The organism is Actinoalloteichus caeruleus (assembly GCF_049311605.1).
Lineage (GTDB): Bacteria > Actinomycetota > Actinomycetes > Mycobacteriales > Pseudonocardiaceae > Actinoalloteichus_B > Actinoalloteichus_B caeruleus.
In genome coordinates, this window is the sequence record NZ_CP186005.1 from 4,158,653 (window position 1) to 4,180,681 (window position 22,029).

At 72.5% G+C, this 22,029-nt stretch carries 22 protein-coding genes; 6 read left to right on the forward strand and 16 right to left on the reverse strand.

What is annotated here, in order from left to right; translation table 11 throughout:
- Positions 1 to 15: 15 nt before the first annotated feature.
- Complete coding sequence (locus ACOJVX_RS16665) at positions 16 to 915, reverse strand: NAD(P)-dependent oxidoreductase (protein ID WP_030107527.1); 900 nt, start codon at positions 913 to 915, stop codon at positions 16 to 18.
- A gap of 764 nt (positions 916 to 1,679) precedes the next feature.
- On the opposite strand from ACOJVX_RS16665, the gene ACOJVX_RS16670 reads away from it, so the two are divergent.
- Complete coding sequence (locus ACOJVX_RS16670) at positions 1,680 to 2,489, forward strand: S1 family peptidase (RefSeq protein ID WP_026419179.1); 810 nt, start codon at positions 1,680 to 1,682, stop codon at positions 2,487 to 2,489.
- 175 nt (positions 2,490 to 2,664) lie between these two features.
- Here ACOJVX_RS16670 and ACOJVX_RS16675 read toward each other — a convergent pair whose 3' ends face one another.
- Positions 2,665 to 3,612, reverse strand: coding sequence for an NAD-dependent epimerase/dehydratase family protein (locus ACOJVX_RS16675; RefSeq protein WP_026419178.1), 948 nt, complete (start codon positions 3,610 to 3,612; stop codon positions 2,665 to 2,667).
- 83 nt (positions 3,613 to 3,695) lie between these two features.
- The gene (locus ACOJVX_RS16680; protein WP_051314047.1) at positions 3,696 to 4,238 is read right to left on the reverse strand and encodes a MarR family winged helix-turn-helix transcriptional regulator; all 543 of its coding nucleotides are present in this window, start codon (positions 4,236 to 4,238) and stop codon (positions 3,696 to 3,698) included.
- Positions 4,239 to 4,479: 241 nt separating this feature from the next.
- Between ACOJVX_RS16680 and ACOJVX_RS16685 the strand changes: the two genes are divergently transcribed.
- Positions 4,480 to 6,156, forward strand: a complete 1,677-nt coding sequence (locus ACOJVX_RS16685) for a DUF885 domain-containing protein (protein WP_103056069.1) — start codon at positions 4,480 to 4,482, stop codon at positions 6,154 to 6,156.
- A gap of 13 nt (positions 6,157 to 6,169) precedes the next feature.
- Here ACOJVX_RS16685 and ACOJVX_RS16690 read toward each other — a convergent pair whose 3' ends face one another.
- Positions 6,170 to 7,102 (reverse strand): hypothetical protein, encoded by a 933-nt coding sequence (locus tag ACOJVX_RS16690; protein WP_026419176.1) that lies wholly within the window; start codon positions 7,100 to 7,102, stop codon positions 6,170 to 6,172.
- A gap of 181 nt (positions 7,103 to 7,283) precedes the next feature.
- Complete coding sequence (gene recD2 / locus ACOJVX_RS16695; RefSeq protein WP_026419175.1) at positions 7,284 to 9,506, reverse strand: SF1B family DNA helicase RecD2; 2,223 nt, start codon at positions 9,504 to 9,506, stop codon at positions 7,284 to 7,286.
- Positions 9,507 to 9,830: 324 nt separating this feature from the next.
- Here recD2 and ACOJVX_RS16700 point away from each other — a divergent pair, with 324 nt between their 5' ends.
- Positions 9,831 to 10,265: a cold-shock protein gene (locus ACOJVX_RS16700; protein ID WP_035292289.1), complete on the forward strand. Its 435-nt coding sequence runs from the start codon at positions 9,831 to 9,833 to the stop codon at positions 10,263 to 10,265.
- A gap of 42 nt (positions 10,266 to 10,307) precedes the next feature.
- Positions 10,308 to 10,871 (forward strand): pyridoxamine 5'-phosphate oxidase family protein, encoded by a 564-nt coding sequence (locus ACOJVX_RS16705; protein WP_418155250.1) that lies wholly within the window; start codon positions 10,308 to 10,310, stop codon positions 10,869 to 10,871.
- A gap of 133 nt (positions 10,872 to 11,004) precedes the next feature.
- On the opposite strand, the gene ACOJVX_RS16710 is transcribed toward ACOJVX_RS16705, so the two are convergent.
- Positions 11,005 to 11,511 carry a MarR family winged helix-turn-helix transcriptional regulator gene (locus ACOJVX_RS16710; RefSeq protein WP_035292280.1) on the reverse strand — a complete coding sequence of 169 codons (507 nt, stop codon included), beginning with the start codon at positions 11,509 to 11,511 and terminating at the stop codon, positions 11,005 to 11,007.
- A 154-nt stretch (positions 11,512 to 11,665) separates the two neighbouring features.
- Here ACOJVX_RS16710 and wrbA point away from each other — a divergent pair, with 154 nt between their 5' ends.
- Positions 11,666 to 12,280, forward strand: a complete 615-nt coding sequence (gene wrbA, locus ACOJVX_RS16715) for an NAD(P)H:quinone oxidoreductase (protein ID WP_026419172.1) — start codon at positions 11,666 to 11,668, stop codon at positions 12,278 to 12,280.
- Positions 12,281 to 12,569: 289 nt separating this feature from the next.
- Here wrbA and ACOJVX_RS16720 read toward each other — a convergent pair whose 3' ends face one another.
- The 7 genes from ACOJVX_RS16720 to ACOJVX_RS16750 all read right to left on the reverse strand — a co-directional run bounded on the left by ACOJVX_RS16720 (position 12,570) and on the right by ACOJVX_RS16750 (position 15,446).
- Positions 12,570 to 13,019, reverse strand: coding sequence for an Imm1 family immunity protein (locus tag ACOJVX_RS16720; protein WP_051314046.1), 450 nt, complete (start codon positions 13,017 to 13,019; stop codon positions 12,570 to 12,572).
- A complete protein-coding gene (locus ACOJVX_RS16725) occupies positions 13,004 to 13,324 on the reverse strand; it encodes a DddA-like double-stranded DNA deaminase toxin (protein ID WP_418155251.1) in 321 nt (106 codons plus the stop codon). The genes ACOJVX_RS16720 and ACOJVX_RS16725 overlap by 16 nt, the downstream gene beginning before the upstream one ends.
- A gap of 49 nt (positions 13,325 to 13,373) precedes the next feature.
- On the reverse strand, positions 13,374 to 13,820 hold the full coding sequence (locus ACOJVX_RS16730) for an Imm1 family immunity protein (RefSeq protein WP_418155252.1): 447 nt from the start codon (positions 13,818 to 13,820) through the stop codon (positions 13,374 to 13,376).
- A complete protein-coding gene (locus ACOJVX_RS16735) occupies positions 13,817 to 14,332 on the reverse strand; it encodes a DddA-like double-stranded DNA deaminase toxin (RefSeq protein WP_051314043.1) in 516 nt (171 codons plus the stop codon). The genes ACOJVX_RS16730 and ACOJVX_RS16735 overlap by 4 nt, the downstream gene beginning before the upstream one ends.
- A gap of 31 nt (positions 14,333 to 14,363) precedes the next feature.
- Positions 14,364 to 14,624: a hypothetical protein gene (locus tag ACOJVX_RS16740; protein WP_418155253.1), complete on the reverse strand. Its 261-nt coding sequence runs from the start codon at positions 14,622 to 14,624 to the stop codon at positions 14,364 to 14,366.
- Between the two features lie 14 nt (positions 14,625 to 14,638).
- Positions 14,639 to 15,028 carry a hypothetical protein gene (locus ACOJVX_RS16745; RefSeq protein ID WP_026419168.1) on the reverse strand — a complete coding sequence of 130 codons (390 nt, stop codon included), beginning with the start codon at positions 15,026 to 15,028 and terminating at the stop codon, positions 14,639 to 14,641.
- A gap of 136 nt (positions 15,029 to 15,164) precedes the next feature.
- The gene (locus ACOJVX_RS16750; protein ID WP_026419167.1) at positions 15,165 to 15,446 is read right to left on the reverse strand and encodes a hypothetical protein; all 282 of its coding nucleotides are present in this window, start codon (positions 15,444 to 15,446) and stop codon (positions 15,165 to 15,167) included.
- 279 nt (positions 15,447 to 15,725) lie between these two features.
- Here ACOJVX_RS16750 and ACOJVX_RS16755 point away from each other — a divergent pair, with 279 nt between their 5' ends.
- Entirely contained in the window at positions 15,726 to 17,150 is a 1,425-nt protein-coding gene (locus ACOJVX_RS16755; RefSeq protein ID WP_026419166.1) for a hypothetical protein, read from the forward strand.
- A 142-nt stretch (positions 17,151 to 17,292) separates the two neighbouring features.
- Here the strand turns inward: ACOJVX_RS16755 and ACOJVX_RS16760 are convergent, their stop codons facing one another.
- The 3 genes from ACOJVX_RS16760 to ACOJVX_RS16770 all read right to left on the reverse strand — a co-directional run bounded on the left by ACOJVX_RS16760 (position 17,293) and on the right by ACOJVX_RS16770 (position 21,915).
- Entirely contained in the window at positions 17,293 to 19,677 is a 2,385-nt protein-coding gene (locus ACOJVX_RS16760) for a Tex family protein (RefSeq protein WP_035292278.1), read from the reverse strand.
- Between the two features lie 220 nt (positions 19,678 to 19,897).
- Positions 19,898 to 20,698: a S1 family peptidase gene (locus ACOJVX_RS16765; RefSeq protein ID WP_026419164.1), complete on the reverse strand. Its 801-nt coding sequence runs from the start codon at positions 20,696 to 20,698 to the stop codon at positions 19,898 to 19,900.
- Between the two features lie 203 nt (positions 20,699 to 20,901).
- Complete coding sequence (locus tag ACOJVX_RS16770) at positions 20,902 to 21,915, reverse strand: enoyl-CoA hydratase/isomerase family protein (protein ID WP_026419163.1); 1,014 nt, start codon at positions 21,913 to 21,915, stop codon at positions 20,902 to 20,904.
- Positions 21,916 to 22,029 lie beyond the last annotated feature (114 nt).

Genomic DNA, 22,029 nt, shown 5'->3' on the forward strand with positions numbered 1-22,029 from the left:
CCCGCCGCCCGCCCGTCAGTGCTCGTGGTCCTGCCCGTCCCGAACCCCTTCGTACACGGCGGCCAGGTCGTCCCGGCCGAAACCGTGGTCCTCCGCCCGGGTCAGCTGGTCGAGCACCACCCGCACCAGGGAGAGGTCGGGTGCGTCGTCGCCGGCCGACGCGGCGAGCACCAGGCGGGCGTCCTTCGCGGCGAGCCGGAGGGGGAAGGACGGGGTGTAGTCGGAACGCAGCATCGCGTAGCCCTTGGTGTGGGCGTAGGGGACGTCCATCGCGCCGCCGGAGATCGCGGCGAGGAACAACGCCGGGTCCAGGCCGAGGTGGCGGGCCAGCGCCAGCGACTGGCCGACGCCGGCGGTCAGCGTCAGGACCCAGGCGTTCGCGACGAGCTTCAGCCGCGATCCGGCACCGGCTGGTCCCACCCAGAGGGTGCGGGAGCCGATCGCGTCGAGAACCCGCGTCGCGGGTCCCCTGGTCTCGTCGGGGCCGGAGGCCAGCACGACCAGCCGCCCCTGTTCGGCGGGTTCGCGGGTGCCGAGGACCGGCGCGTCGACGTAGGGCAGGTGCGCCGTGGCGGCGGCGGAACGCAACCGCCGTTCGTCGGCGACCCCGACCGTGCTGGTCTGGATCCACAGGCCGGGACGCTGCCGCGCCGCGAGCACCCCGTCGGAGCCGGAGACCACGGCGTCGACAGCGTCCCCGTTGGCCAGCATGGTGAGGACGACGTCCGCGCCGTCGGCGGCCTCGGCCGGGGTGTCGAGGATGTCGGCGCCGTCCGCGCGCAGCGGTTCGGCCCGGGCGCTGGTCCGGTTCCACGCCCGGACACCGAACCCGTGGGCCAGCAGGTTCCGGGACATGGGCAGGCCCATGGTGCCGATGCCCAGCACCGCGACGGTGGGAGGCGGTGTCCAGCTCACGACCGTGCTTCTCCTCAGACCGGGGTTCGTCGTCGGGTGACGTCCGACGCGGCTCCATCGTCGGCGCGCCACTCCGCCACCGCCACTCGACGAGGGGCGGGCCGGCGGGGCCGGGTGGGCGGGGCGACCGGACGTGCCGTCCACTCCGATCCGCCGGTGGCGGGCGCGGCACGCGCGTCCCCGTCCCGTCGTCATCGGTCGAGGTGCGGTTACCGGCAGGACTCGGCGGGAACGGGGCCACGGGGATTTCGCGGACCGCGCCACCACTCGTTCTCCACCTCACCGGGGCAGCGCGATCCCGGAATTCCGACTCGACGCGCCCCCCGGGCCCCACTTCCGAGCGACGCACTCCGAACACCGCACCCGCGACCGCGCCAAAACGTTCTGGGACCTTTTCCGAGGAATCACCGAACCAGGTCGGCCAGTGCGTTCGCCACCCGGGCTCGACACCGCCGCTCCCGGGCAACTCTGACCGGAACCGGCCCTGGACCAGGCGAACTACACCGTCCTACTGATACGGGAAGGAACGGTTTCCGATCTTGTGCGGATCACGGAGAACACCGCCACCGATAATTGGAGGGTTTTCGCCGAGGGGGAACGGAAACGTATCTCCCGAATCCAACGGACATCGAGCAAGGGTTTTCCTATGACCGCCGTGACAGTTTCTTGACGGCGCACGCGAACTCGGACTAGACCATTGTCCCGTGACGTTCGCCCACCAGGCGAACACGGCTCAGCCGAACCATCGAGACAACCGGAGTGTCATGCGCTTTCGTCTTGCCGCCACCGCGGTCGCCAGCGCGGCCATCGCCACGCTCGGGCTGGCGTCGGCCACCGCGGTCGCGTCACCCGACACGACCACCCCTGACGCCGGGGTCGTCCAGCCGTTCATCGTCGGCGGCGAGGACGCCACCGAGGGGTACGAGTTCTCGGCGGCGCTGATCAACGACGGTCGCCACGCCTGCGGCGGCACCGTGATCGCCCCCGAGTGGGTGCTCACGGCCGCCCACTGCATGGTGAGCTACGAGCCGGCGGACATCGACGTCCGCGTCGGCAGCGTCGACCGCACCCAGGGCGGCGAGGTGGTCCCCTCCGCCGAGATCATCATCCACCCGGACTACGACGACTCGGAGGTCACCCGGGTCGACGCGGACATCGCGCTGATCCGCCTCGCCGAGCCGGTCTCGGTGACGCCGGCGACGCTGTCCACCAGCAAGCCGCTGCCCGGAGACACCATCCGGCACACCGGGTGGGGCCAGGAGTGCCCGGTCGGCGGTGAGTGCGGGTCCGCCGAGATCCTCCAGCTGCTGGACACCACCGTGATCGCCGAGGGCTGCGAGTACGGATTCAACCCGGAGACCGAGATCTGCGACCAGCCGGCCGAGGGCACGGGCTTCTGCTACGGCGACTCCGGCACCGGCACCCTGAAGGCCACCGACGGCGGCTGGGAACTGGCCGGCATCATCGTGCGGACGGGCTACCAGTCCAGCGAGCCCCTCTGCGCCATCGGCCCTGGCATCAGCACGGACGTCGCCTACTGGACCCCGTGGATCGAGGAGCACGTCTCCCTCTGACGGTGAGCGGTACGACGCACCGAGCAGCGGGGCGGTGGTCTCCAGGGGAGAGCACCGCCCCGTTCGGCTGCCAGGCACCACCGCCCCTCCCGGGCGGGAGCCGAGGGTCAGGTGAGCGCCGGGAGCCGCGCGCGGGGCGAGCTGGGCGGGGCGAGCGGGGCGCGGGGCTCCCGACTCACTTCTCGACGGGATACCAGCGCTGGTGTGCCTCCCAGCCGTCCCGCAGGATGCGCGGGAGGTCCGACCGCCTCGGTTCCCAGCCGAGCTCCCGGGTGATCCGCGAGTGGTCGGCGACCAGTTCGGGAGGTTCGGGTGCGGCCCTCCGGTAGGCGAGGGGCACGGCTCCCCCCGTCACGCGGGCGGCCGTGTCCACCACGTCGCGGACGCTGCTGCGCCGGCCACTGCCGACGGTGTAGGCGCGCCACCGGCCGGGCGCGCAGGCCGCCACCGCCAGGGCGAAGGCGTCGGCCATGTCCTCCACGTGCACGAAGTCGCGCACGGCCGACCCGTCGCCGTTGATGGTCAGGGCGGCCGTCCGGCCCGTCCTGGCCGCGAGCACCGCGGGGACGAGTCGGGACGGGTCGGGGTCGGGCCGGCCACGCGCCGCGCCCGCGAGGTTGAAGGACCGCAGGCTGATCGCGCCGACCGACCCCGTCGCGGCCAGGTCGGCGGCGGCCCGGTCGGCGGCGAGTTTGCTCCCGCCGTAGGCGTTGACCGGGACCTCCGGGGTGTCCTCGTCGATGGGTTGGCCACCCGGAACGCCGTACACGGCGCAGGTGGAGGCCAGCACCAGGCGGCGGGGACCGCCGGCCGCGCCCGCCTCGGCGAGCGCGGTGAGCAGCGCCAGCGTCCCCCCGGTGTTCGTCCGCCAGTGCCGCACCGGGTCCGTCAGCGACTCGCGCACCCGGACCAGCGCGGCGAGGTGGCAGACGGCCTCCACGGCCGAGACGGGGGACCGGAGCGAGTCGACGTCCCGCACGTCACCCACGACCGCGTCCACGACACCGGGTGGAACGGGCCGCCCCGGTCGGACCAGGGCCACCACCTCATGGCCCCGGTCGGCCAACTCGGCCACCACGGCGTGCCCGAGGAAACCGCTCGACCCTGTCACCAGCACTCGCACCGCCCCAGCCTCGCAGAGCGGACCGTGGAGCCGGCGGTGTCACGTCGGCGCGTCCCGGGAGTGGGCCGCCGCGCCGTCGCGGATCAGCCCACGCCGCCGGGCGGCGGCACCTCGGAGTCCGGGGACGGGGTCTCGGTCCCGCCGGGCTCGCGTCGCCGGTGGTAGCGGGCCGGCGGGTCCAGGTGCGCGAGCATCGCCTGGGAGATCTCACGCAACTGGCGGACCTGGTCCTGGCTGAGCTGGTCGAACAGCCCCTGCCGCACGGCCTCGACGTGGCCGGGAGCGGCGGCCACGAGGACGTCGAACCCCTCCGCCGTGAGGGTGGCGATGGTCGTGCGAGCGTCTCGCGGGTGCTTCTGGCGACGAACCCAGCCCTCCGTCTCCAGCTTCGTCACCGCGTGGGACAGCCGGCTGGGCGAGGCCCGGACCACCTGGGCCAGTTCGGACATGGTCAGGGACCGCTCGGGCGCCTCCGACAGCATCGCGAGGATCAGGTAGTAGGTGTGCGGCAGGCCCGAGTCCCGGTGCATCTGGCGGTCCAGCGACTCCCGTAGCAGCTGGCTCGCCCACAGATAAGCCCGCCAGGTCTCCTGCTCGTCGTCGTCGAGCCATCGCACGCCGTCCATCCACCAAGCATACGAACGGACTTGATCGATCAACGCATCTCAGGCCGCCGAATGGCCGCACCGGGTGAGCGGGTCCTGGCCCGCGGCGCCGCCCGCCACGCCCGCCGCCCCCGTCCGTCGCGCGGGAACGCGGTCCGGCCACAGCACGACAACGATGTGAGCCGCCCGGTCCACGAACCGCCCGTTCCGCCGCCGCTTGGATACTGTCTCCCCATTTCGGCTCCCGGGAACGAGGAGAGACATGACCACCCCAGCCCAGCTCGCGGACGACCTGATCGCCGCGATGTTCGACGCGCGTCCCATCGATGCCACCCTGGTCGGGTTACGGGACCGGGACGACCGGCTCCCCGACTACGGGGTCGCCGGTGACGAGGACCAGCGCGGTCGTCTCCAGGCCATCCTCGACCGGGCGCGGGCGCTCGACGCCGAGTCCCTGGACCACGGTGACCGGTTGAACCGGGACGTGGTGATCCACCAGGCCAGCGGGCTGCTGGAACACCTCGACGCCCGCGCGGTGGAGTACACGGTCGCCGACTCCTTCTTCTCCTCCACCGCCGAGCTGCTCATCATGCTGCCGAGGGTCGGGATCGCCGACCGCGCGCACGCCGACGGGTACCTCGCCAGGCTCGCCGGGCTGCCCACCGTGCTCGAGGCGATCGCCGAGCGTCACCGGTCCGGGATCGGCGCGGGCCTGCTGCCGGTGCGCCACCTCGTCGAGGCCACCGTGGACTTCCTGGACCGGTACCTCGCCGCCCCGGATGACGACCCCCTGCGCCAGCCGGAACCGCCGGCCGAGGCCGACGTGGACCTCGCCGGGTTCCGCGCCGAGCGGGACCGGCTGCTGGCCGAGGTGGTGCGGCCGGCGTTCCGCCGCTACCGCGACGTGCTCGCCACCGAGGTCGTCCCCTCCGGCCGGGACATGGACCACCCGGGCCTCAGCTGGCTGCCGGGTGGTGACGCCATCTACGCCGGCCTCGCCCGGGCGCACACCACGACGAGCCGGACCCCCGAGGAACTGCACGAAACCGGTCTCCGGCTCATCGAGGACCTGAAACGGGAGTACGCGGAGATCGGTGGCCGCGTGTTCGGCACCGACGACGTGACCGAGATCTTCGAGCGGCTGCGCACGGACCCGGCCCTGCTGTGGTCGAGCGGCGAGGAGATGGTCACCGAGGCCCGTGCCGCGATCGCCCGGGCCGAGAAGGTCGCGCCGGCCTGGTTCAACCGGATGCCGGCCGAGAGCTGCGCGGTGGAGGCCGTGCCGGAGTCCGAGGCCCCCGGCGCCCCGATCGCCTACTACATGTCCCCGGCGCTGGACGGCAGCCGCCCGGGCACCTACTTCGTCAACACCCACCGGGCGGAGGAGCGGGCCAGGACCACCTCGGAGGCCGTCGCCTTCCACGAGGCGGTGCCGGGGCACCACTTCCAGATCGCGCTCGCCCTCGAACTGACCGACCTGCCGTTGCTCCGCCGCCTCGCCCCGTTCAACGCCTACCTGGAGGGCTGGGGGCTCTACACCGAACGGTTGGCGGAGGAGATGGGCCTGTACTCCGGCGACCTGGACCGGCTGGGCATGCTCACCCAGGACGCCATGCGGGCCGGTCGCCTGGTGGTCGACACCGGTCTGCACGCCAAGGGCTGGAGCCGTCAGCAGGCCATCGACTACCTGCGGACCAACACCGCCATGTCCGCCTCCGAGATCGAGTCCGAGGTGGACCGCTACATCACCGCCCCGGGCCAGGCGCTGTCCTACATGGTCGGGCGCCTGGAGATCCAGCGCATCCGCGCCGCGGCGGAGGAGGCGCTGGGCGACCGGTTCGACATCCGCGCCTTCCACGACACGGTGTTGTCCGACGGTCCGCTGCCGCTGGAGGTCCTGGACCGGGTGGTGCGGGAGTGGGTGGACAGCCAGCGCTGAGCGAGGACAGGCGTCAGGAGGGGCGACGCGCACCCCCGCCGTTGAGAGGTGCGGTGGTCAGCAGTTTCTCCCGCAGCCACACCGGGCAGCGGTAGCCGTCCGCCCGTTCGACCAGGAAGTCGTCGGCGACCTTGCGGCGCAGGGTGGCGTTACCCGCCTCCTGGAAGCGGGGGTCGTCGGCGAGTTCCTCCGCCAGGGTGGGCAACGACCGGGCCAGCCGCTCGTGGTGGTCCTCCGCCACCTGGAGCGCCGTGTCGGTGGCCTGTTGGATGGCCTCCCGGGCGGTGCGGCCGGGGAGTCCCGACTGGCTCAACATCCCCCGCAGCTCGGGCTGGCGGCGGGCCACCCTCGCCCGCCGCACATCCGTGCCCGCCGCCCGGAAGGCGGGCAACGCCAGCAGCACGGCGGCGAGCCGGCGAACCTCCTCGGAGTCCACCACGTCTCCGGTGCCCTCGTGCCGGGCGGTGGGCGCGGCGGGCGACACCGCCGCCAGTGCCTGCCGGAACAGCGCGTAGAAGGGTTCCTGGTAGGTCCACCGGTGCAGGACACCTCGGTGGACGAAGGCCACGTCGAACTGGTAGAGCACGCCGTCGAACCGGCGCATCACCCGTTGCACGGCGGCCACCCCGTCGTCCGCCGGTGGGCTGGCCGGCCCGAACTCCTCGACGTCGTCCGGGTCGAAGGCCCACATGCTGACGTAGAGCAGACCGGTGTCCAGGCCGGCGGCCAACTCCACCACCCGGGTCGCGTCGTAGCTCTCGTCGGGCAGGCGCACGGTCCACCCGCCGCCCTCGGGCAGTTCGTCGACGACGGTGAGCCCCAGCGCCCTGGCCCGTTGGAGGGCGGCGCGGGCCAGGCCGGTCAGCTCCCCGTAGGCCTCGTCGTCGGGCAGCCGGGCCAAGGCCTCCAGCGCGGAGGGCGAGGTCGTCGGTTCCTGGCTGTGCACGCGGGGTCCCCTTCCGTCCCCCCGGTCGGGGTGCCGACGTGGGGCCGACGGCCCGATCAGAGGTGTGATGTCCACCTCCGCCCGATGCTAGCCATCGGGGCACCACCCGGGACAGGACTGAACGGGTCGTTGTGCGTCCTTCGTGCTCGGGCCACCGCTACCGCGGGTGCCGGTCGGCGGCTCAGGAGCGGGGCGCGGGACGGCGCAGCCGCCAGTCGAGTGCCGTGTGCCGACGGCCCGACCCCACGGTGCGGACCGCCTGGCCGAGCGCCCGCCTCGACCCGACGAGGACCACCAGCTTCTTGGCCCTGGTCACCGCCGTGTAGAGGAGGTTGCGCTGCAACATCATCCAGGCGCTGGTGGTGACGGGGATGACCACGCACGGGTACTCGCTGCCCTGGGACCGGTGGATGGTGACCGCGTAGGCGTGCACCAGCTCGTCCAGCTCGGAGAACTCGTACTCGATGTCCTCGTCCTCGTCGGTGCGGACGGTCAGCGTCTGCTCGTCCTGGTCGAGGGCGGTCACCACGCCCTGGGTCCCGTTGAACACGCCGTTGGCGCCCTTGTCGTAGTTGTTCCGGATCTGGGTGACCTTGTCCCCCAGGCGGAAGATCCGCCCGCCGAAGCGTCGTTCGGGCAGGCCGTCCCGGGGTGGTGTCAGCGCCTCCTGGAGGAGGAGGTTCAACGCACCGGCCCCGGCCGGCCCTCGGTGCATGGGCGCGAGCACCTGGATGTCCCGGCGGGGGTCCAGGCCGAACCTGCGGGGGATGCGGCGGGCGACGACATCCACCGTCAGTTCGGCGGCGGCCTCGGCCTCGTCGACGGGGAAGAGGAAGAAGTCGTCCATGCCCTTGAGCAGGGGGTGGTCGCCCGAGTTGATGCGGTGGGCGTTGGTGACCACGCCCGACTCGGCGGCCTGCCGGAAGATCTGGTCGAGCCGCACGTGCGGGATGGGGGTGTCCGGGGCGAGCAGGTCCCGCAGGACCTCGCCGGCCCCCACCGAGGGCAGCTGGTCGACATCGCCGACGAGCAGCAGGTGCGCGCCGGGCGCGATCGCCTTGACGAGTTTGTTGGCCAGCAGCAGGTCCAGCATGGAGGCCTCGTCGACCACCACGAGGTCCGCGTCGAGGGGGCGGTCGGCGTCGTAGGCGGCGTCACCTCCCGGTTTGAGCTCCAGCAGCCGGTGGACGGTGGCGGCCTCGTGGCCGGTCAGTTCGGTGAGCCGTTTCGCCGCCCGCCCCGTGGGCGCGGCCAGGACCACCTTGGCGCGTTTCGCCCTGGCCAGGGTGACGATGGACCGCACGGTGAAGCTCTTCCCGCAGCCGGGTCCTCCGGTCAGGACGGCCACCCGTTCGGTGAGGGCGAGCCGGACGGCGCGTTCCTGGGCCTCGGCGAGCTCGGCGCCGGTGGAGCGGCGCAGCCAGTCCAGGGCCCGGGACCAGTCGACGTCGGCGAAGGCGGGCAGGCGGTCGGCGCTGGTGGCCAGCAGGCGGCGCATCCGGCTGGCCAACGAGATCTCGGCGCGGTGGAACGGCACGAGGTAGACGGCGGCCGTCGGGTTCTCGGCGTCGTCCCCGGGGACCTCCTCCCGGACGACGCCCTCCTCCTCGACGAGTTCCCCGAGGCATTCGGCGACCAGTCCCGCGTCGACGGCCAGGATCTTGATCGCCTCGGCGATCAGCTCCAGCTCGGGCAGGTAGCAGTTGCCGTTGCCGGTGGCCTCGGAGAGGGTGAACTGGAGACCGGCCTTGACCCGCTGCGGGGAGTCGTGGGGGATGCCGACGGCCTTGGCGATGGTGTCCGCGGTCTTGAAACCGATTCCCCAGACGTCGCCGGCCAACCGGTACGGTTCCTCCCGCACGACGCGGATGGCGTCGTCGGTGTACTGCTTGTAGATCTTGACCGCGAGCGAGGTGGACACCCCGACTCCCTGGAGGAAGACCATCACCTCCTTGATGGCCTTCTGCTCCTCCCAGGCGGCCGCGATCAGCTTGGTGCGCTTCGGGCCGAGTTTGGGGACCTCGATGAGGCGGTCGGGCGTCTGCTCGATCACGTCGAGCGCGGCGGTGCCGAAGTGTTCGACGATGCGGTCGGCCAGGCGCGGCCCGATGCCCTTGATCAACCCTGACCCGAGGTAACGGCGGATTCCCTGGACCGTGGCGGGGAGCACGGTGGAGTAGTCCTCGACGTGGAACTGCCGACCGTACTGCGGGTGGGAGCCCCACCGGCCCCGCATCCGCAGCGCCTCACCCGGCTGCGCCCCGAGCAGCGCGCCCACCACGGTGACCAGCTCGCCGCCCCGGCCGGTGTCCACCCTCGCCACGGTGTAGCCGGTCTCCTCGTTGGCGAAGGTGATCCGCTCCAGGGTCGCGTCCAGCACGGCGCCGCGCGGGGACCCGTCCACGAGTTCCTCACCTCCGTCCGGCCCGCCGTTGGGCGCGGGGTGCCGCCCCGGGCCACGCGCGTCCAGCGCGCGTCCTCGGGGTGGCGGCGGCCACGCCGCCCTCCGTGCCGCCGCCACGGTATCCACTCGGGACGACCGTTCCGAGCCGGGGCCGGGACATCCGGATTCGGTCACCGACGGTGTCCGCTTCCGGTGTTCGGCCTACCGCCGGTTGGAGGAGATCGGCGCGTTCTCGGGTCTGTCACCTGAGCGGGCGCTGTTGTAGCCTGCCGGGACCGCCAGCGTGGACGACGCTGGACTGTGTTGAGGTTTGGGGTAGCTGTGGTGACAACCGGCAAGATCCTTCGGTTCGACGAGACACGCGGATACGGCTTCATCGCGCCCGACGAGGGCAGCGAGGACGTCTTCATGCACGCGAACGACCTGCGTGATGCCAAGCACCTGTTCCAGCCGGGGGCCAAGGTGTCCTTCGTGGTGGAGGACGGCGACCGGGGGCTGAAGGCGTCCGAGGTCCGACTCGTCTCACCGGCCGTGTCCTCGCCACCCGCGCCGGCGAGGGTGGCCGCTCCGGCGCCGCGTCCGATCGGGCGGGAGGACGAGGAGGACGGCATGTGCGACGTCCTCTCCGCCGCCGAGTTCCGGGTCGAGCTGACCGAGGCGCTGCTCGACGCGGCACCGACGCTGACCGCCGCGCAGGTCGTGCAGGTGCGCACCCGCCTGCTGGAGCTCGCTCGTGGGCACAACTGGATCGAGAGCTGATCGGTCCGCCGACGGGCCTGGCCGATCGGTCAGGATGGTGGCGTGAAGTTATACGAGCGGATTGACGGCCGGCTGCGGGAGTTCGTGCTCGCGCAGCCGGTGTTCTTCGTGGGCACCGCGCCCGCCGGCGCCGAGGGGCATGTGAACGTGTCGCCGAAGGGGATGCGGGGCACGTTCACGGTCCTGGGCGAACACCGCGTCGCCTACCTCGACTACATGGCCAGCGGAGTGGAAACGATCGCGCACCTCCGGGAGAACGGGCGGGTCGTGCTGATGTTCTGCTCCTTCTCCGGCGCGCCCAACGTGGTCCGGCTCCACGGTCGGGGCCGTGCGGTCGTGCCGTCGGACCCGGACTTCGCCGAGCTCGTGTCGCGGTTCGAGGTCGAGCCGGCGCCGAGGTTGCGGGCCGTGATCGACGTCGAGGTGACCCGGATCAGCGACTCCTGTGGGTTCTCCCTCCCCCTCATGGACTACGTGGGTGACCGGGACCTGCTGACCCGGCACAACGGGCGCCGCAGCGACGAGAACGCCGCGACCTACCTCGCGACCCGCAACGCGGTCAGCATCGACGGCCTCCCCGCGATCGACCCGGTGCCGACCTCCTGATCGTCGCGGCCCCGCCCGGCCGCCACCCGGCCCGTCCCTCGACGGGCGACGTCCTGAGGAGGACGGGAGCCCGAGGTGTTCGGCCGTGGGCGCGCCGGCGCCGGAAGCCCCCCGGGGCGGCGAGGGGAGCCTGTCAGCAGGCCCCGGGTCGTCCGACGCCCCGTTCCTCCTGGGGGTCGCCGTTGGCCTCGCGCAGCGCGCGCATGGCGTCGGCGAGCCGCTGGGAGTCCCCAGGCCCGAGGGGCGCGAGGACGCGGCGGCGCAGGATCTCCGCGCCGGCGGCCCGCACCTGCTTGGCGATGTCCAGCCCGTGGTCGGTGAGTTCGGCGTAGGTCACCCGGCGGTCCCGGTCGCAGCGGTGCCGCCGGATCAGGTCCGCCGCCACGAGCCGGTCGGCGACCTTGGTGAAACCGCCGCTGGAGAGGGCGGCCTCGTGGGCGAGCCGGGTCATCGGCATCCGGTGGTCGGGGCTGCGGACCAGGCGGATCAGGATGTCGAAGGAGGCGGGGGCGAGGTCGAAGCGCTCGCCGATCTCGGCCTGGATCCGGGCCTGCGTCGCGTGGTAGCCCTCGATGACCAGCCCCCACCAGGTGATGATCTCGTCGTCGGCCGCGAGGCCCGCGTCACGCGCGGCGGTCATGCGCACGCCCCTCCTCCCCCTCGTCTCACGTTCCGGACTGGGCGAGTGTAGCCGAACACATCTTCCCGGCGAACTTCTTGCACGGAAGATGTTTAATGTTTAACCTCGCGTCGGGTCGTCCGCAGACCCCCGACCGAGAGGAACGAACACCCCCATGAGCAAGGTCAAGCTGAGCGTCATCTACTACTCGTCCACCGGCACCATCGCGGAGATCGCCCGCACCCTGGTCGCCGAGGCCGAGCAGGCCGGTGCCGAGGTGCGCCTGCGCAAGGCGCCCGAGCTGGCCCCCGACGCCGCCATCGACTCCAACCCGGCCTGGCGGGCGAACGTCGACGCCACCTCCGACGTCCCCGAGGTCACGGCCGACGACGTGGTGTGGGCGGACGCGGTGATCTTCGGCTCCCCCACCCGCTACGGCAACATCGCCGCCCAGCTCAAGCAGTTCATCGACACCCTCGGCGGCGAGTGGCAGCAGGGCCTGCTGGCCGACAAGGTCTACAGCGGCTTCGCCTCCTCCGCCACCCTGCACGGCGGCCAGGAGTCCACGCTGCTCGCGCTGTACAACACCATCCACCACTTCGGCGGCATCCTCGTCAGCCCCGGCTTCACCGACGGCTCGAAGTTCGTCGACGGCAACCCCTACGGCACCAGCCACGTGGACGCCCAGGGGAGCAACCCCGTCAACGACGTGACCCGCACCGCCGCCGGCGTGCAGGCCCGCCGCGTGGTCCGGATCGCCCAGGCCCTCAAGGCCGGCCTGGCCGCCTGAGCTCCCCGGCCGGTGGTCGTCCTCCCAACAGGGAGGGCGACCACCAGACGGAGGGTGGCGACCCGGGCCTCCGAAGAACGGACGGCAGGGGCCCGACCGCGCCGCGCCCGCTCGTCCACCTCCTCAGGCCCCCTGTCCACGACGCCGCCAGCAGCACACGGCCGGCGACGTGGCTGTGAGGAACCGAGGTCAGTCCTGACGGAAGTCCCGGAAGCCGCTCGTCGAAACGGCACGGGCCCCGCCCCCGCCTGGCTCACCACGTCCTCAGCACGCCGAGGAACCCGCCGATTCAGTACCAGTCCCCCGGCTGCCACTGGACGCACTCCGGTCGACGCCCGGTCCGCAGATGTTCGGTGACGGCTCGGCGCACGTCCTGGAGCGCGAGCGTCGCGGAAAGGGGGAAGAAGAGCGGCGCGGACTCGTCGAAGAGGAGCGCGGAGCCGCCCAGATCGGCTCCCGGGTTGTACGTGTCCCAGGGCCCGAGGTCACCGTCCGGCGAGTCACCCGCCCAGTTCAACGCTCCCACCCCCTGGTCAGGCACGGTGGACACCCTCAGCTGCCACTCCGGCCACGCCTCGTGCCCGGCTCCCTGCCCGGCGGGCCTGTCCCAGACGTAGAGGAGACTGGGGCCGGCCGGGTGCGGTTCGTCCACGACCGCCCGGACCAGTGCCGTCCGTTCGCCCTCCGTCCGGGCGTAGTGCCGAACGTTGTCGATGATCGCGGTCACGACGACTGCCACGTGGCTTTCCCTTCGACGGTGGTCGGTCGGCTGCGCCCTGGTTCCCATACCGTCATGGAGAATCCCCGGGGCAGGATCGCGGCTACTGCTTCCGTACACCCGTAAGGGCCTTCGCACATCAGGTTGTTGACGACGACGACCGCGTGGGTGACACCGGACTCTGCCTGGCGCAGCGCCAGCTTCGTCTCGACGTGACGGGCGGCATCGGCGATTGCGCGGTCGCGCAGCGGATGTTCGGGGAACAGGTCGCTGGTGGCGAGAATGAGGCCCACCACGTCCGACTCCGGCCCACGCCCGGACACCACCCGTTCGCCACTGCCCTCGGGGCCCTTCAGGTTAATGCCGGTCGTGGGCTCAGAACCGATAGCCCGGCTGCCACTGCACGCACTCCGGCCGGCGGCCCGTGTTGAAGTGTTCCGCAACGGCCCGGCGCACGTCGTCGATTGGCAGCACCGCCGACGGCGGAAAGTAGGAGGGAACGGAACCGTCGAACTCGACCGCGACACCGACGATCGGCGTGGGATTCAGAGTGTCCCATGGGCCCAGCTCATCACTCGGAACCGGCCCCACCCAGTTGAGCGCGCCCACCCCGAGGCCCGGCTCAGTGGACACCCGAAGCTGCCACGCCGGCCACGCCAGCCGTCCGCTTCCCTCTCCCGCTGGCCGATCCCAGACGTAGACGAGTGACGCCCATCCCGGATGCTCCTCGTCCACCATTCGGCGAATCAGGACCGCTCGTTCCTCCTCCGTCCGGGCGTAGTAGCGATCATTGTCAATGATCGCGGTCACAACGACTGTCACGTGGCTTTCCCTTCGATGATGGTCGGTCGGCTGCGCCCTGGTTCCCATACCGTCATGGAGAACCCCCGGGGCAGGATCGCGGCTACTGCTTCCGTACACCCGTAAAGACCGTCGCACATACGGTTATTGAGGACGACAACCGTGTGGGTGACACCGGCTTCTGCCTGGCGTACCGCTAGCTTCGTCTCGACGTGGCGCGCCACGTCCGCAATGGCGAGGTCCCGCAGCCGATGCTCCGGAAACACGTCGCTGGTGGCGAGGATGAGGCCCGCCAGGTCCGACTCCGGCTCGTGGCCGGACACCATCCGCTCGCCGCTGCCGTCAGAGCCTCCCAGGATGATCCCGGTCGTCTGGCCCCGGCCTCGGGGACGTTCCGGCAACTGGTCTCGGGCCCAGGCCACCCAGGCGACGCCTGTCCCCAGGGCCGCTTCCCACGGGGTGTTCGACGGGTGCGGCAGCGAACGGCCCTGGGGCGGTTCGTCGGCCGGGGCGGGGTCGTGGGTGCCGTGCACCACCCCACCGGCTGGCGGCCCAGGGGCCTGATCAGATCCCGAAGCCGCCCTGAAACGTGGCCATCAGCCGCACCAACTGCTCGCGCAACTGCTGCTGCTGGTTCGCGGCCATCGCGATCGACTGGCGGATCTGCTCCAGCTGCGCCAGCACCTCGCCGTGCCGGGCGGTGCCGTTGAGCACCGCCAGGTGCCCGGTGACCTCGTCCATCCGGCCCTGTTCCTGACTGAGACCGTAGGGCTCCAGGAGGGTGCTGGCGGCCTGTAAGCCTCCGATGATCTGCTGCATGTCCACGGCGGTTCTCCTGTTCAGGTATGGTTTTCGGCGGCCGAGGCGGCCCGGCCGATCAGCTCCCCGGCCCGCTGCGGGTGGGTGAGCGCGGGACCCTGGGGCTGGGGTGGGCGCCACCGCACGGGAAGCGCCCACGTCAGCGGCGGGGCACCGGGAGAGGTCAGGGTGAGGACCTTCCCGCCGAGCCGGGACAGGGTCGTCACCATCAGCGAGGCCACCACCCCCGGCCCGGCCGTGATGACGGTCGCCACCGCGTCGGCGTCGGGCACGAGGAGCGCCCCGGCCACCCGCCGGGCCTGCACGCCGGGCAGCCCGACCGGTTCGGCGGGCGCGTGTTCCGGACGGAGGACGACTCCAAGGCGGCCTGCCTCGACACCCAGGCGAACCGGCCGGTACTGCTCCGCCACCACACCACCAGCCGGGCAAGCTCGCGACCCGGCATCACGACATCGGGCGGGAGGGCGGTCACGGGATCACCCGCTACGGCGGGGGCGAACCCGGCGCACACCGCGCTGGACACGCCCGCTCGGGGAGCCGGGGTGGTCACGGCGTCGCTGCCTGAGCAGCGGAGGCGGTGTCCTCCGCTGCCGCCGCCTCGGCCTCTTTGGCTTCCAGCTCACGCACCACCCGCCGGAGCTGGCCCACCATCGTCCGCACCCACTCCGAGTGGAGGTCGGGCTCCTCGGTGACGCAGGGCTCCATCTCCCGCAGCCAGTCCTGGTAGTACCGCAGCCGCTGCTCGTCCGACACCCAGGACCAGCGGCCCATGTAGCGCCTGGTGATGGCCGAGGCGATCTCGGCTGGACTGCCCTTCCGTCGTCCCATGTGGTCATTCCCCGATCTCGATGACGGTTTCGCGGCCGTGCGCCCGGCCACACCCCCACCTCACCGCCGGATCGATCGCCACGGCAGTCCCACAGTGGACGCCTTCCGTCCACGACCCGCCCACCACCTCTCGCCGCCCGGCGGAAGTCCCAGTCCCCTCCCAGGGGTCCTACTGGGGTCTCACTTCGCCGTGACCAGCCCCAACGCCTCCCACTCGTCCGCTCGGGCCACTACTCTCCGGACGCACAGGGAAACCCACGGTGATGACACGGGGTCGCGATGCACGGGAACCAGGACCTGCGCCGACTGATGGCGGAGGCGGAGCTGAGCAACACGGGGCTGGCGAACGCGGTGGTGCGGACCGCCGCGCGGGAGGGCATCCATCTCGGAACCACTCCCACCTCCGTGAAACGGATGCTGCTGGGCTGCCAGCCCCGCGATCCGGTGCCCCGGCTGGTGGCCGCCGCGTTGTCGCGGCGACTCGGCTACCCGGTGACGGTCACCGCCTGCGGGTTCGACGACCACCGAACGGCGGGTGACACCTTTGACGCGCTCCGTCGCGCGTCCACTCCGGGTGGGACGATGGGCACCGTGGTGGAGCTGTCCGGACGCGACCTGAACCGACGCAATTTCCTGCTGGGCTCGGCGTTCACGGCGAGCGCCTTCGCGGAGCCGGCCTGGCTGGCACTGACCGCCCCGCCGCCGGAAGCGACGGCGGCGGTGGGGAGTGGGCGGCGCATCGGTACCGCCGAGATCAAGGTCCTCGGCGAGATGGTGCGGCACTACGAGAGTCTGCAACGCAGGTTCGGCGGCGGTCAGGTGCGAGATCGTGTCGTGCGCTTCGTGCACGATGAGGCCAGGGTGGCGGCGGAGGCCACCTACTCGGAACAGCACGGTCGGGAGCTCTTCTCCACCCTGGCACAGGCCACCTGGTTGGCCGGGCTGACCACGGCCGACAGCGGGCGGCACGCACTGGGCCAGCGGTACTACGCACAGGCCCTGCACCTGGCCACCCAGGCCGGCGACACGCTGTTCGCCGCCAACGTGCTCGCCGAGATGAGCCGGCTGACCATCGACATCGGCAACGCCACCAGCCAGGCGACCGGCGCGGAACACGGCCCGCACGCGGCGGCGCTGGCGCGGTCGGCGCTGCGGATGACCGAGGGCGCGGCCACCCCGAGGTTCGCCGCCTGGCTGCACGCCATCGAAGCCCGGGGGCTCGCCTTCGTGGGCGACGCCCGCTCGGCGCGGCAGGCGATCGAGGAGGCGCAACGCGCCTTCGACCGGCCCGGCCCGCCGGAACCGGAGTGGCTGGCCTTCTACGGCGAGCCGGACCTGATTTCCGATGTCGGCCAGTGTCTGCGGGACGCCGGCCGGCCCCAGCAGGGGCTCGCCCTGCTCGAACAGGCGGCGGCCGCCCTGCCCGAGGACAGGGTGACGGCGCGGGCGAAGACCCGGATCCACATCGCCGCCGCCCACCTGGAACTCGGCGACTACGACCAGGCCGAGTCCGTGGCCGGTCAGGCCTTCGCCGACATGGGCGAGCTGTCCTCGGCCCGCACCGTCGACCGGGTGGTGGCGCTCCGCCAGCGGGCCCGGGGGCGGGGTCGGCATCCGGCGCTGCTCGACCTGGACGAGCGCATCACCGAACTCGTCGGGGAGCGCCCGTCCTCCGGCCCTGGCCCGGCGGGGGTGACCCCCTAGTCGACCGCCTGGTCGTTCGCGGCGCCGCACCCGCCAGGTTCGGCGGCCGGTCGGCCGTGGTCGTCGCCAGCACCGTCAAGGACCGCGAGGGCCGGACCGGCCGGCCGAGGCGCCGCGCCCCCACCGACCGGTCGGGCTCAGCTCAGCGGGAGCCGCCGCCGAACCCGGCGCGGCGCAGCGCGTCGGCCATCGCTCCGCCGCCACTGTCGGCGCGCTCCCGGCGCTGTCCACCCCGGCCGCCCTGCTGACGGCCGCCGCCCTGACGTTGACCGCCCTGGCCCTGACCGCCTCGGCCGCCCTGGCCGCCGCGCCGCTCCCCGGGCTGGCCCCCGGCCTGGGGCAGCTCGTCGTCGAGGCGCAGGGTCAGGGAGATGCGCTTGCGGGTGGCGTCGACCTCCAGCACCTTGACCTTGACGATGTCGCCGGGCTTGGCCACCTCGCGGGGATCGCGCACGAAGTTCCTCGACATCGCCGAGACGTGGACCAGGCCGTCCTGGTGCACGCCGATGTCGACGAAGGCCCCGAAGGCGGCGACGTTGGTGACGACGCCCTCCAGGGTCATGCCGGGACGCAGGTCGGCCAGGGTCTCGACCCCCTCGGCGAAGGCGGCCGTCTGGAACGCCGGCCGCGGGTCGCGGCCCGGCTTCTCCAGCTCACCGAGGATGTCGGTCACGGTGGGCAGGCCGACGGCGTCGTCGACGAAGTCGGTGGGGCGCACGGACTTCAGCAGTCGGGTGTTGCCGATCAGACCGGCGACGTCGCTGCCCACCGCGTCCAGGATGCGGCGCACGACGGGGTAGGACTCCGGGTGCACCGCCGAGCTGTCCAGCGGGTCCTCGGCGTCGGGGATCCGGAGGAAGCCGGCGCACTGCTCGAAGGCCTTCGGCCCCAGCCGGGAGACGTCCTTGAGCTGCTTGCGGGAGCGGAACGGACCGTGGGTGTCGCGGTGGAGGACGATGTTCTCCGCCAGTCCCTCACCGATGCCGGAGACCCGGGTCAGCAGCGGGGCCGATGCGGTGTTGACATCCACCCCCACGCCGTTCACGCAGTCCTCGACCACCGCGTCCAGCGACCGCGAGAGCATCGTCTCGGAGAGGTCGTGCTGGTACTGGCCCACCCCGATGGACTTCGGGTCGATCTTGACCAGCTCGGCGAGCGGGTCCTGGAGCCGGCGGGCGATGGAGACGGCGCCGCGCAGCGCCACGTCCAGTTCGGGCAGTTCCTGGGAGGCGTAGGCGGAGGCCGAGTACACCGAGGCGCCCGCCTCGGAGACCATCACCTTGGTCAGCCTCAACTCGGGGTGCCGGCGGATGAGGTCGGCGGCCAGCCGGTCGGTCTCGCGGGACGCGGTGCCGTTGCCGATGGCGACGAGTTCGACGCCGTGGCGCTCGGCGAGGCGCGCGAGGGTGGCGATCGAGGAGTCCCAGCGGTCCTGGGGCTTGTGCGGGTAGATGGTGTCGGTGGCCACGACCTTTCCGGTGCCGTCGACCACGGCGACCTTCACCCCGGTGCGGAAGCCCGGGTCGAGGCCGAGGGTGGGCCGGGTGCCGGCCGGGGCGGCGAGCAGCAGGTCTCGTAGGTTCGCGGCGAAGACGCGGACGGCCTCCTCCTCGGCGGCCTGCCGCAGTCGGGTGCGCAGGTCGATGCCGAGGTGCACCAGGACGCGGGTGCGCCAGGCCCAGCGCACCGAGTCGAGCAGCCAGTGGTCGGCCGGGCGGCCCTGGTCGCCGATGTCGAAGCGGTGCGCGATCCGCTGTTCGTAGCTGCTCGGGCCCTGCGGCGCCTCACCCGGGTTGCTGTCCTCGTCGGGTTCGAGGACGAGGTCGAGCACGCCTTCCTTCTCCCCCCGGAACAGCGCGAGGATCCGGTGGGAGGGGAGTTTGGTGAAGGGCTCGGAGAAGTCGAAGTAGTCGGCGAACTTCGCGCCCTCGTTCTCCTGGCCCTCCCGCACCCGGGCGGCCACCCGGCCCCGGGTCCACATCTCCTCGCGGAGCTCGCCGATGAGGTCGGCGTCCTCGGCGAAGCGTTCCACCAGGATGGCCCGGGCGCCCTCCAGGGCGGCCGTCCCGTCGGCGACGCCCTTCTCGGCGTCGACGTAGTCGGCCGCGACGGCCTTCGGGTCGTGGGTGGGGTCGGCGAGGAGCAGGTCGGCGAGCGGTTCGAGCCCGGCCTCCCTGGCGATCTGCGCCTTGGTGCGCCGTTTCGGCTTGTAGGGCAGGTAGATGTCCTCCAGCCTGGCCTTCGACTCGGCGGCGTTGATCCGCGCCGCGAGCTCGTCGTCGAGCTTGCCCTGCGACCGGATCGACTCCAGGATCGCCGCCCGCCGGTCCTCCAGTTCGCGCAGGTAGCGGAGGCGTTCCTCCAGGTCCCGCAGCTGGGCGTCGTCGAGTGTGCCGGTGGCCTCCTTGCGGTACCTCGCGATGAAGGGCACGGTCGCCCCTCCGTCGAGCAGGTCGACGGCGGCCTGGACCTGGCCCTGCCGCACCCCGAGTTCCTCGGCGATCCTCTGGTGAATGGACATCGTCATCGGTTCTGCATCCGCCCTCTCGCTGATCTCCGGCCTGCATTGTGCCGGTGCGGGCCGGGGGGTGTGGCATCCCCCGCCGGGGTGGTGCCCGAAGATCACCCGGGACGGACGGGCCGGGACGGTGGATCGGCCCGCCGGGGCGGGACATGGCGGTGGCCCCGGGGGGCGGCGAACCCCGGGGCCACCGGATCGGGGGTGCGGGGCCGGGGCCCCGCGCCGGTCAGGACGCGATCTGTTCGGCGAGCTGGTCGCTGTGCGCGGCGACGCCGGCGTAGACGCCCGGGTAGCCGGCCTGCGCGCAGCCGTAGCCCCAGGAGACGACGCCCACCAGGGTGCCCTCAACCACCAGCGGGCCGCCCGAGTCGCCCTGGCAGGCGTCCTTGCCGCCTTCCTCGAGCCCGGCGCACAGCATGGTGGCCTCGTCGAACTCGCCGCCGTAGGCGCTGGCGCAGTCCTCGGCGCTGACGAGCGGCACCGTGGTCTCCAGCAGGTAGCGGGAGGCCGCGCCCCCGGAGGACGTGGTGCCCCAGCCGACGACGGTGGCCGCCTCCCCCGGGGTGTGCAGGTCCTCGTCGGCCGGGGTGGCCAGCGGCACCGTCGGGTGGTCCAGCTCGACGTCGAGGGTGAGGACCGAGACGTCGCCGCTGAACGAGGTGCTGTCGTAGTCGGGGTTGATCCAGATGTCGGTGACCTCGGCCTCGTCGCCGTCGGTGCTGTTCTTGTCCTCCCGGCCGGCGACGACCCGGATGTCGGACGGAGCGGAGTCCTCCGTGCAGTGGGCCGCCGTGACGACCTTGTCCGCGGCGACGAGGGAGCCGCCGCAGAACTGCTGGCCGGCCGGCGTCGTCAGGTAGACGGCCCACGGGTAGTCCTCGATGCTGGCCCGCTCGCCGCCCACGATGCGGGTGCTCACCCCGTCGCCGCCCGTGGTGTCCGCGATGGCCGTTCCCGCTCCGGCGGCGGCCACGGCGGCGGTGGCCGCGACCAGGGTGGACCAGCGTCGTGCCCGACCTGCTCTCATGAACTCTCCCTCCCCGAGGGGTGGTGGGCGGCAAAAAACCGACCACACCGTCGAATGCGTGGATCGTTCACATCCAAGCCGACCGACCGGCGGCCGGGACAGGTCCGTTCGGACCAATCCGCGTACCCGCGACCGGACAACCAGACACGATCCAGACGTCGACGAGCGAGCGACCGCCACCCTCCGGGACGGGCGTCCGCGCCTCAGCCGTCGAGCACCCGGGTGACCAACGCCGTGTCGACCTCCGCGAGCGTGGCCGGCGACCAGCGCGGCCGGCGGTCCTTGTCCACCAGCTGCGCCCGCACCCCCTCGTGGAAGTCGTGGCTGTGCGCGGCCCACGCCGCCACCCGCAGCTCCCGGGCCAGGCACTCCCGCAGCGAGGAGGCGGCACCGCGCCGGAACAGGCCGGCAGCGAGGTGCAGGCTGGTCGGTGACATCGCCGCCAGGGTCGCCAAGGTGGCGCGCGCCCACTCCTGGTGCGGCCCGGCCTCCGCCTCCAGCCGCGCGACGACCTCCTCGACCGAGTCGGCGGCGAAGCACCGGTCGACGGCCTCGGCCACCGGCGCGAGCTCCGACACCGGCGGGGGCGTGGCGAACCCGGCGACCACCTCCGCCGCGGTCCCGGTTCCCAGCGCGGCGACCAGGTCGGGCAGGCGCTCGGCGGGAACGTGGTGGGTGGCCAGCCCGGTGTCCACGGCAGCCCCTGCTCCGATGTGGACACCGGTGAGTCCCAGGTGGCGGCCGGACGCCCCCCGCAGCCGGGGCAGGAAGTAGGTGGACCCGACGTCGGGGAAGAAACCGATGCCCGTCTCCGGCATAGCCAACCGGGACCGTTCGGTGACGACCCGGATCGACCCGTGCGCGGAGATGCCGAGCCCACCACCCATCGCGATCCCGTCGAGCAGGGCGACGTAGGGCTTGGGGTACTCGGCGATCAACCCGTTGAGGGCGTACTCGGCGCGGAAGAACTCGGCCACGTTCTCCTCGTCACCGGCCAGGCTGGCCGCCCGGGCCGCCCGGATGTCCCCGCCAGCGCAGAAGGCGCGGGGTGAGCCGCCGGCCACCAGGACGGTCCGGACCTCCGGGTCGTCGCGCCAGCCGTCCAGCACCCTCGTCATCTCCCGGATCATGTCCAGGTCCAGGGCGTTCAGGGCCGCCGGCCGGTCCAGGACCAGCCGCCCGACCCCGTCGACGACCTCGTGCCGCACCGTGTCCACTTGGGGACCTCCTGTCCGCTCGTCGTCGGTGTCCCGTGACGCCGACCTCGCCCGAGCCTGCCCGAGGAAGGGCCGGCCCGGGCGACCGGGGCCGTCGCGACGACGGGGACCTGG

Bases quoted from the DNA above. Each gene is read 5' to 3' on its own strand.
- ACOJVX_RS16765 (WP_026419164.1), bottom strand. From the start codon at position 20,698: ATGAGAGCAGGTCGGGCACGACGCTGGTCCACCCTGGTCGCGGCCACC.
- wrbA (WP_026419172.1), top strand. From the start codon at position 11,666: ATGAGCAAGGTCAAGCTGAGCGTCATCTACTACTCGTCCACCGGCACC.
- ACOJVX_RS16750 (WP_026419167.1), bottom strand. From the start codon at position 15,446: ATGGGACGACGGAAGGGCAGTCCAGCCGAGATCGCCTCGGCCATCACC.
- ACOJVX_RS16670 (WP_026419179.1), top strand. From the start codon at position 1,680: ATGCGCTTTCGTCTTGCCGCCACCGCGGTCGCCAGCGCGGCCATCGCC.
- ACOJVX_RS16680 (WP_051314047.1), bottom strand. From the start codon at position 4,238: ATGGACGGCGTGCGATGGCTCGACGACGACGAGCAGGAGACCTGGCGG.
- ACOJVX_RS16685 (WP_103056069.1), top strand. From the start codon at position 4,480: ATGACCACCCCAGCCCAGCTCGCGGACGACCTGATCGCCGCGATGTTC.
- ACOJVX_RS16760 (WP_035292278.1), bottom strand. From the start codon at position 19,677: ATGACGATGTCCATTCACCAGAGGATCGCCGAGGAACTCGGGGTGCGG.
- ACOJVX_RS16755 (WP_026419166.1), top strand. From the start codon at position 15,726: ATGCACGGGAACCAGGACCTGCGCCGACTGATGGCGGAGGCGGAGCTG.
- ACOJVX_RS16710 (WP_035292280.1), bottom strand. From the start codon at position 11,511: ATGACCGCCGCGCGTGACGCGGGCCTCGCGGCCGACGACGAGATCATC.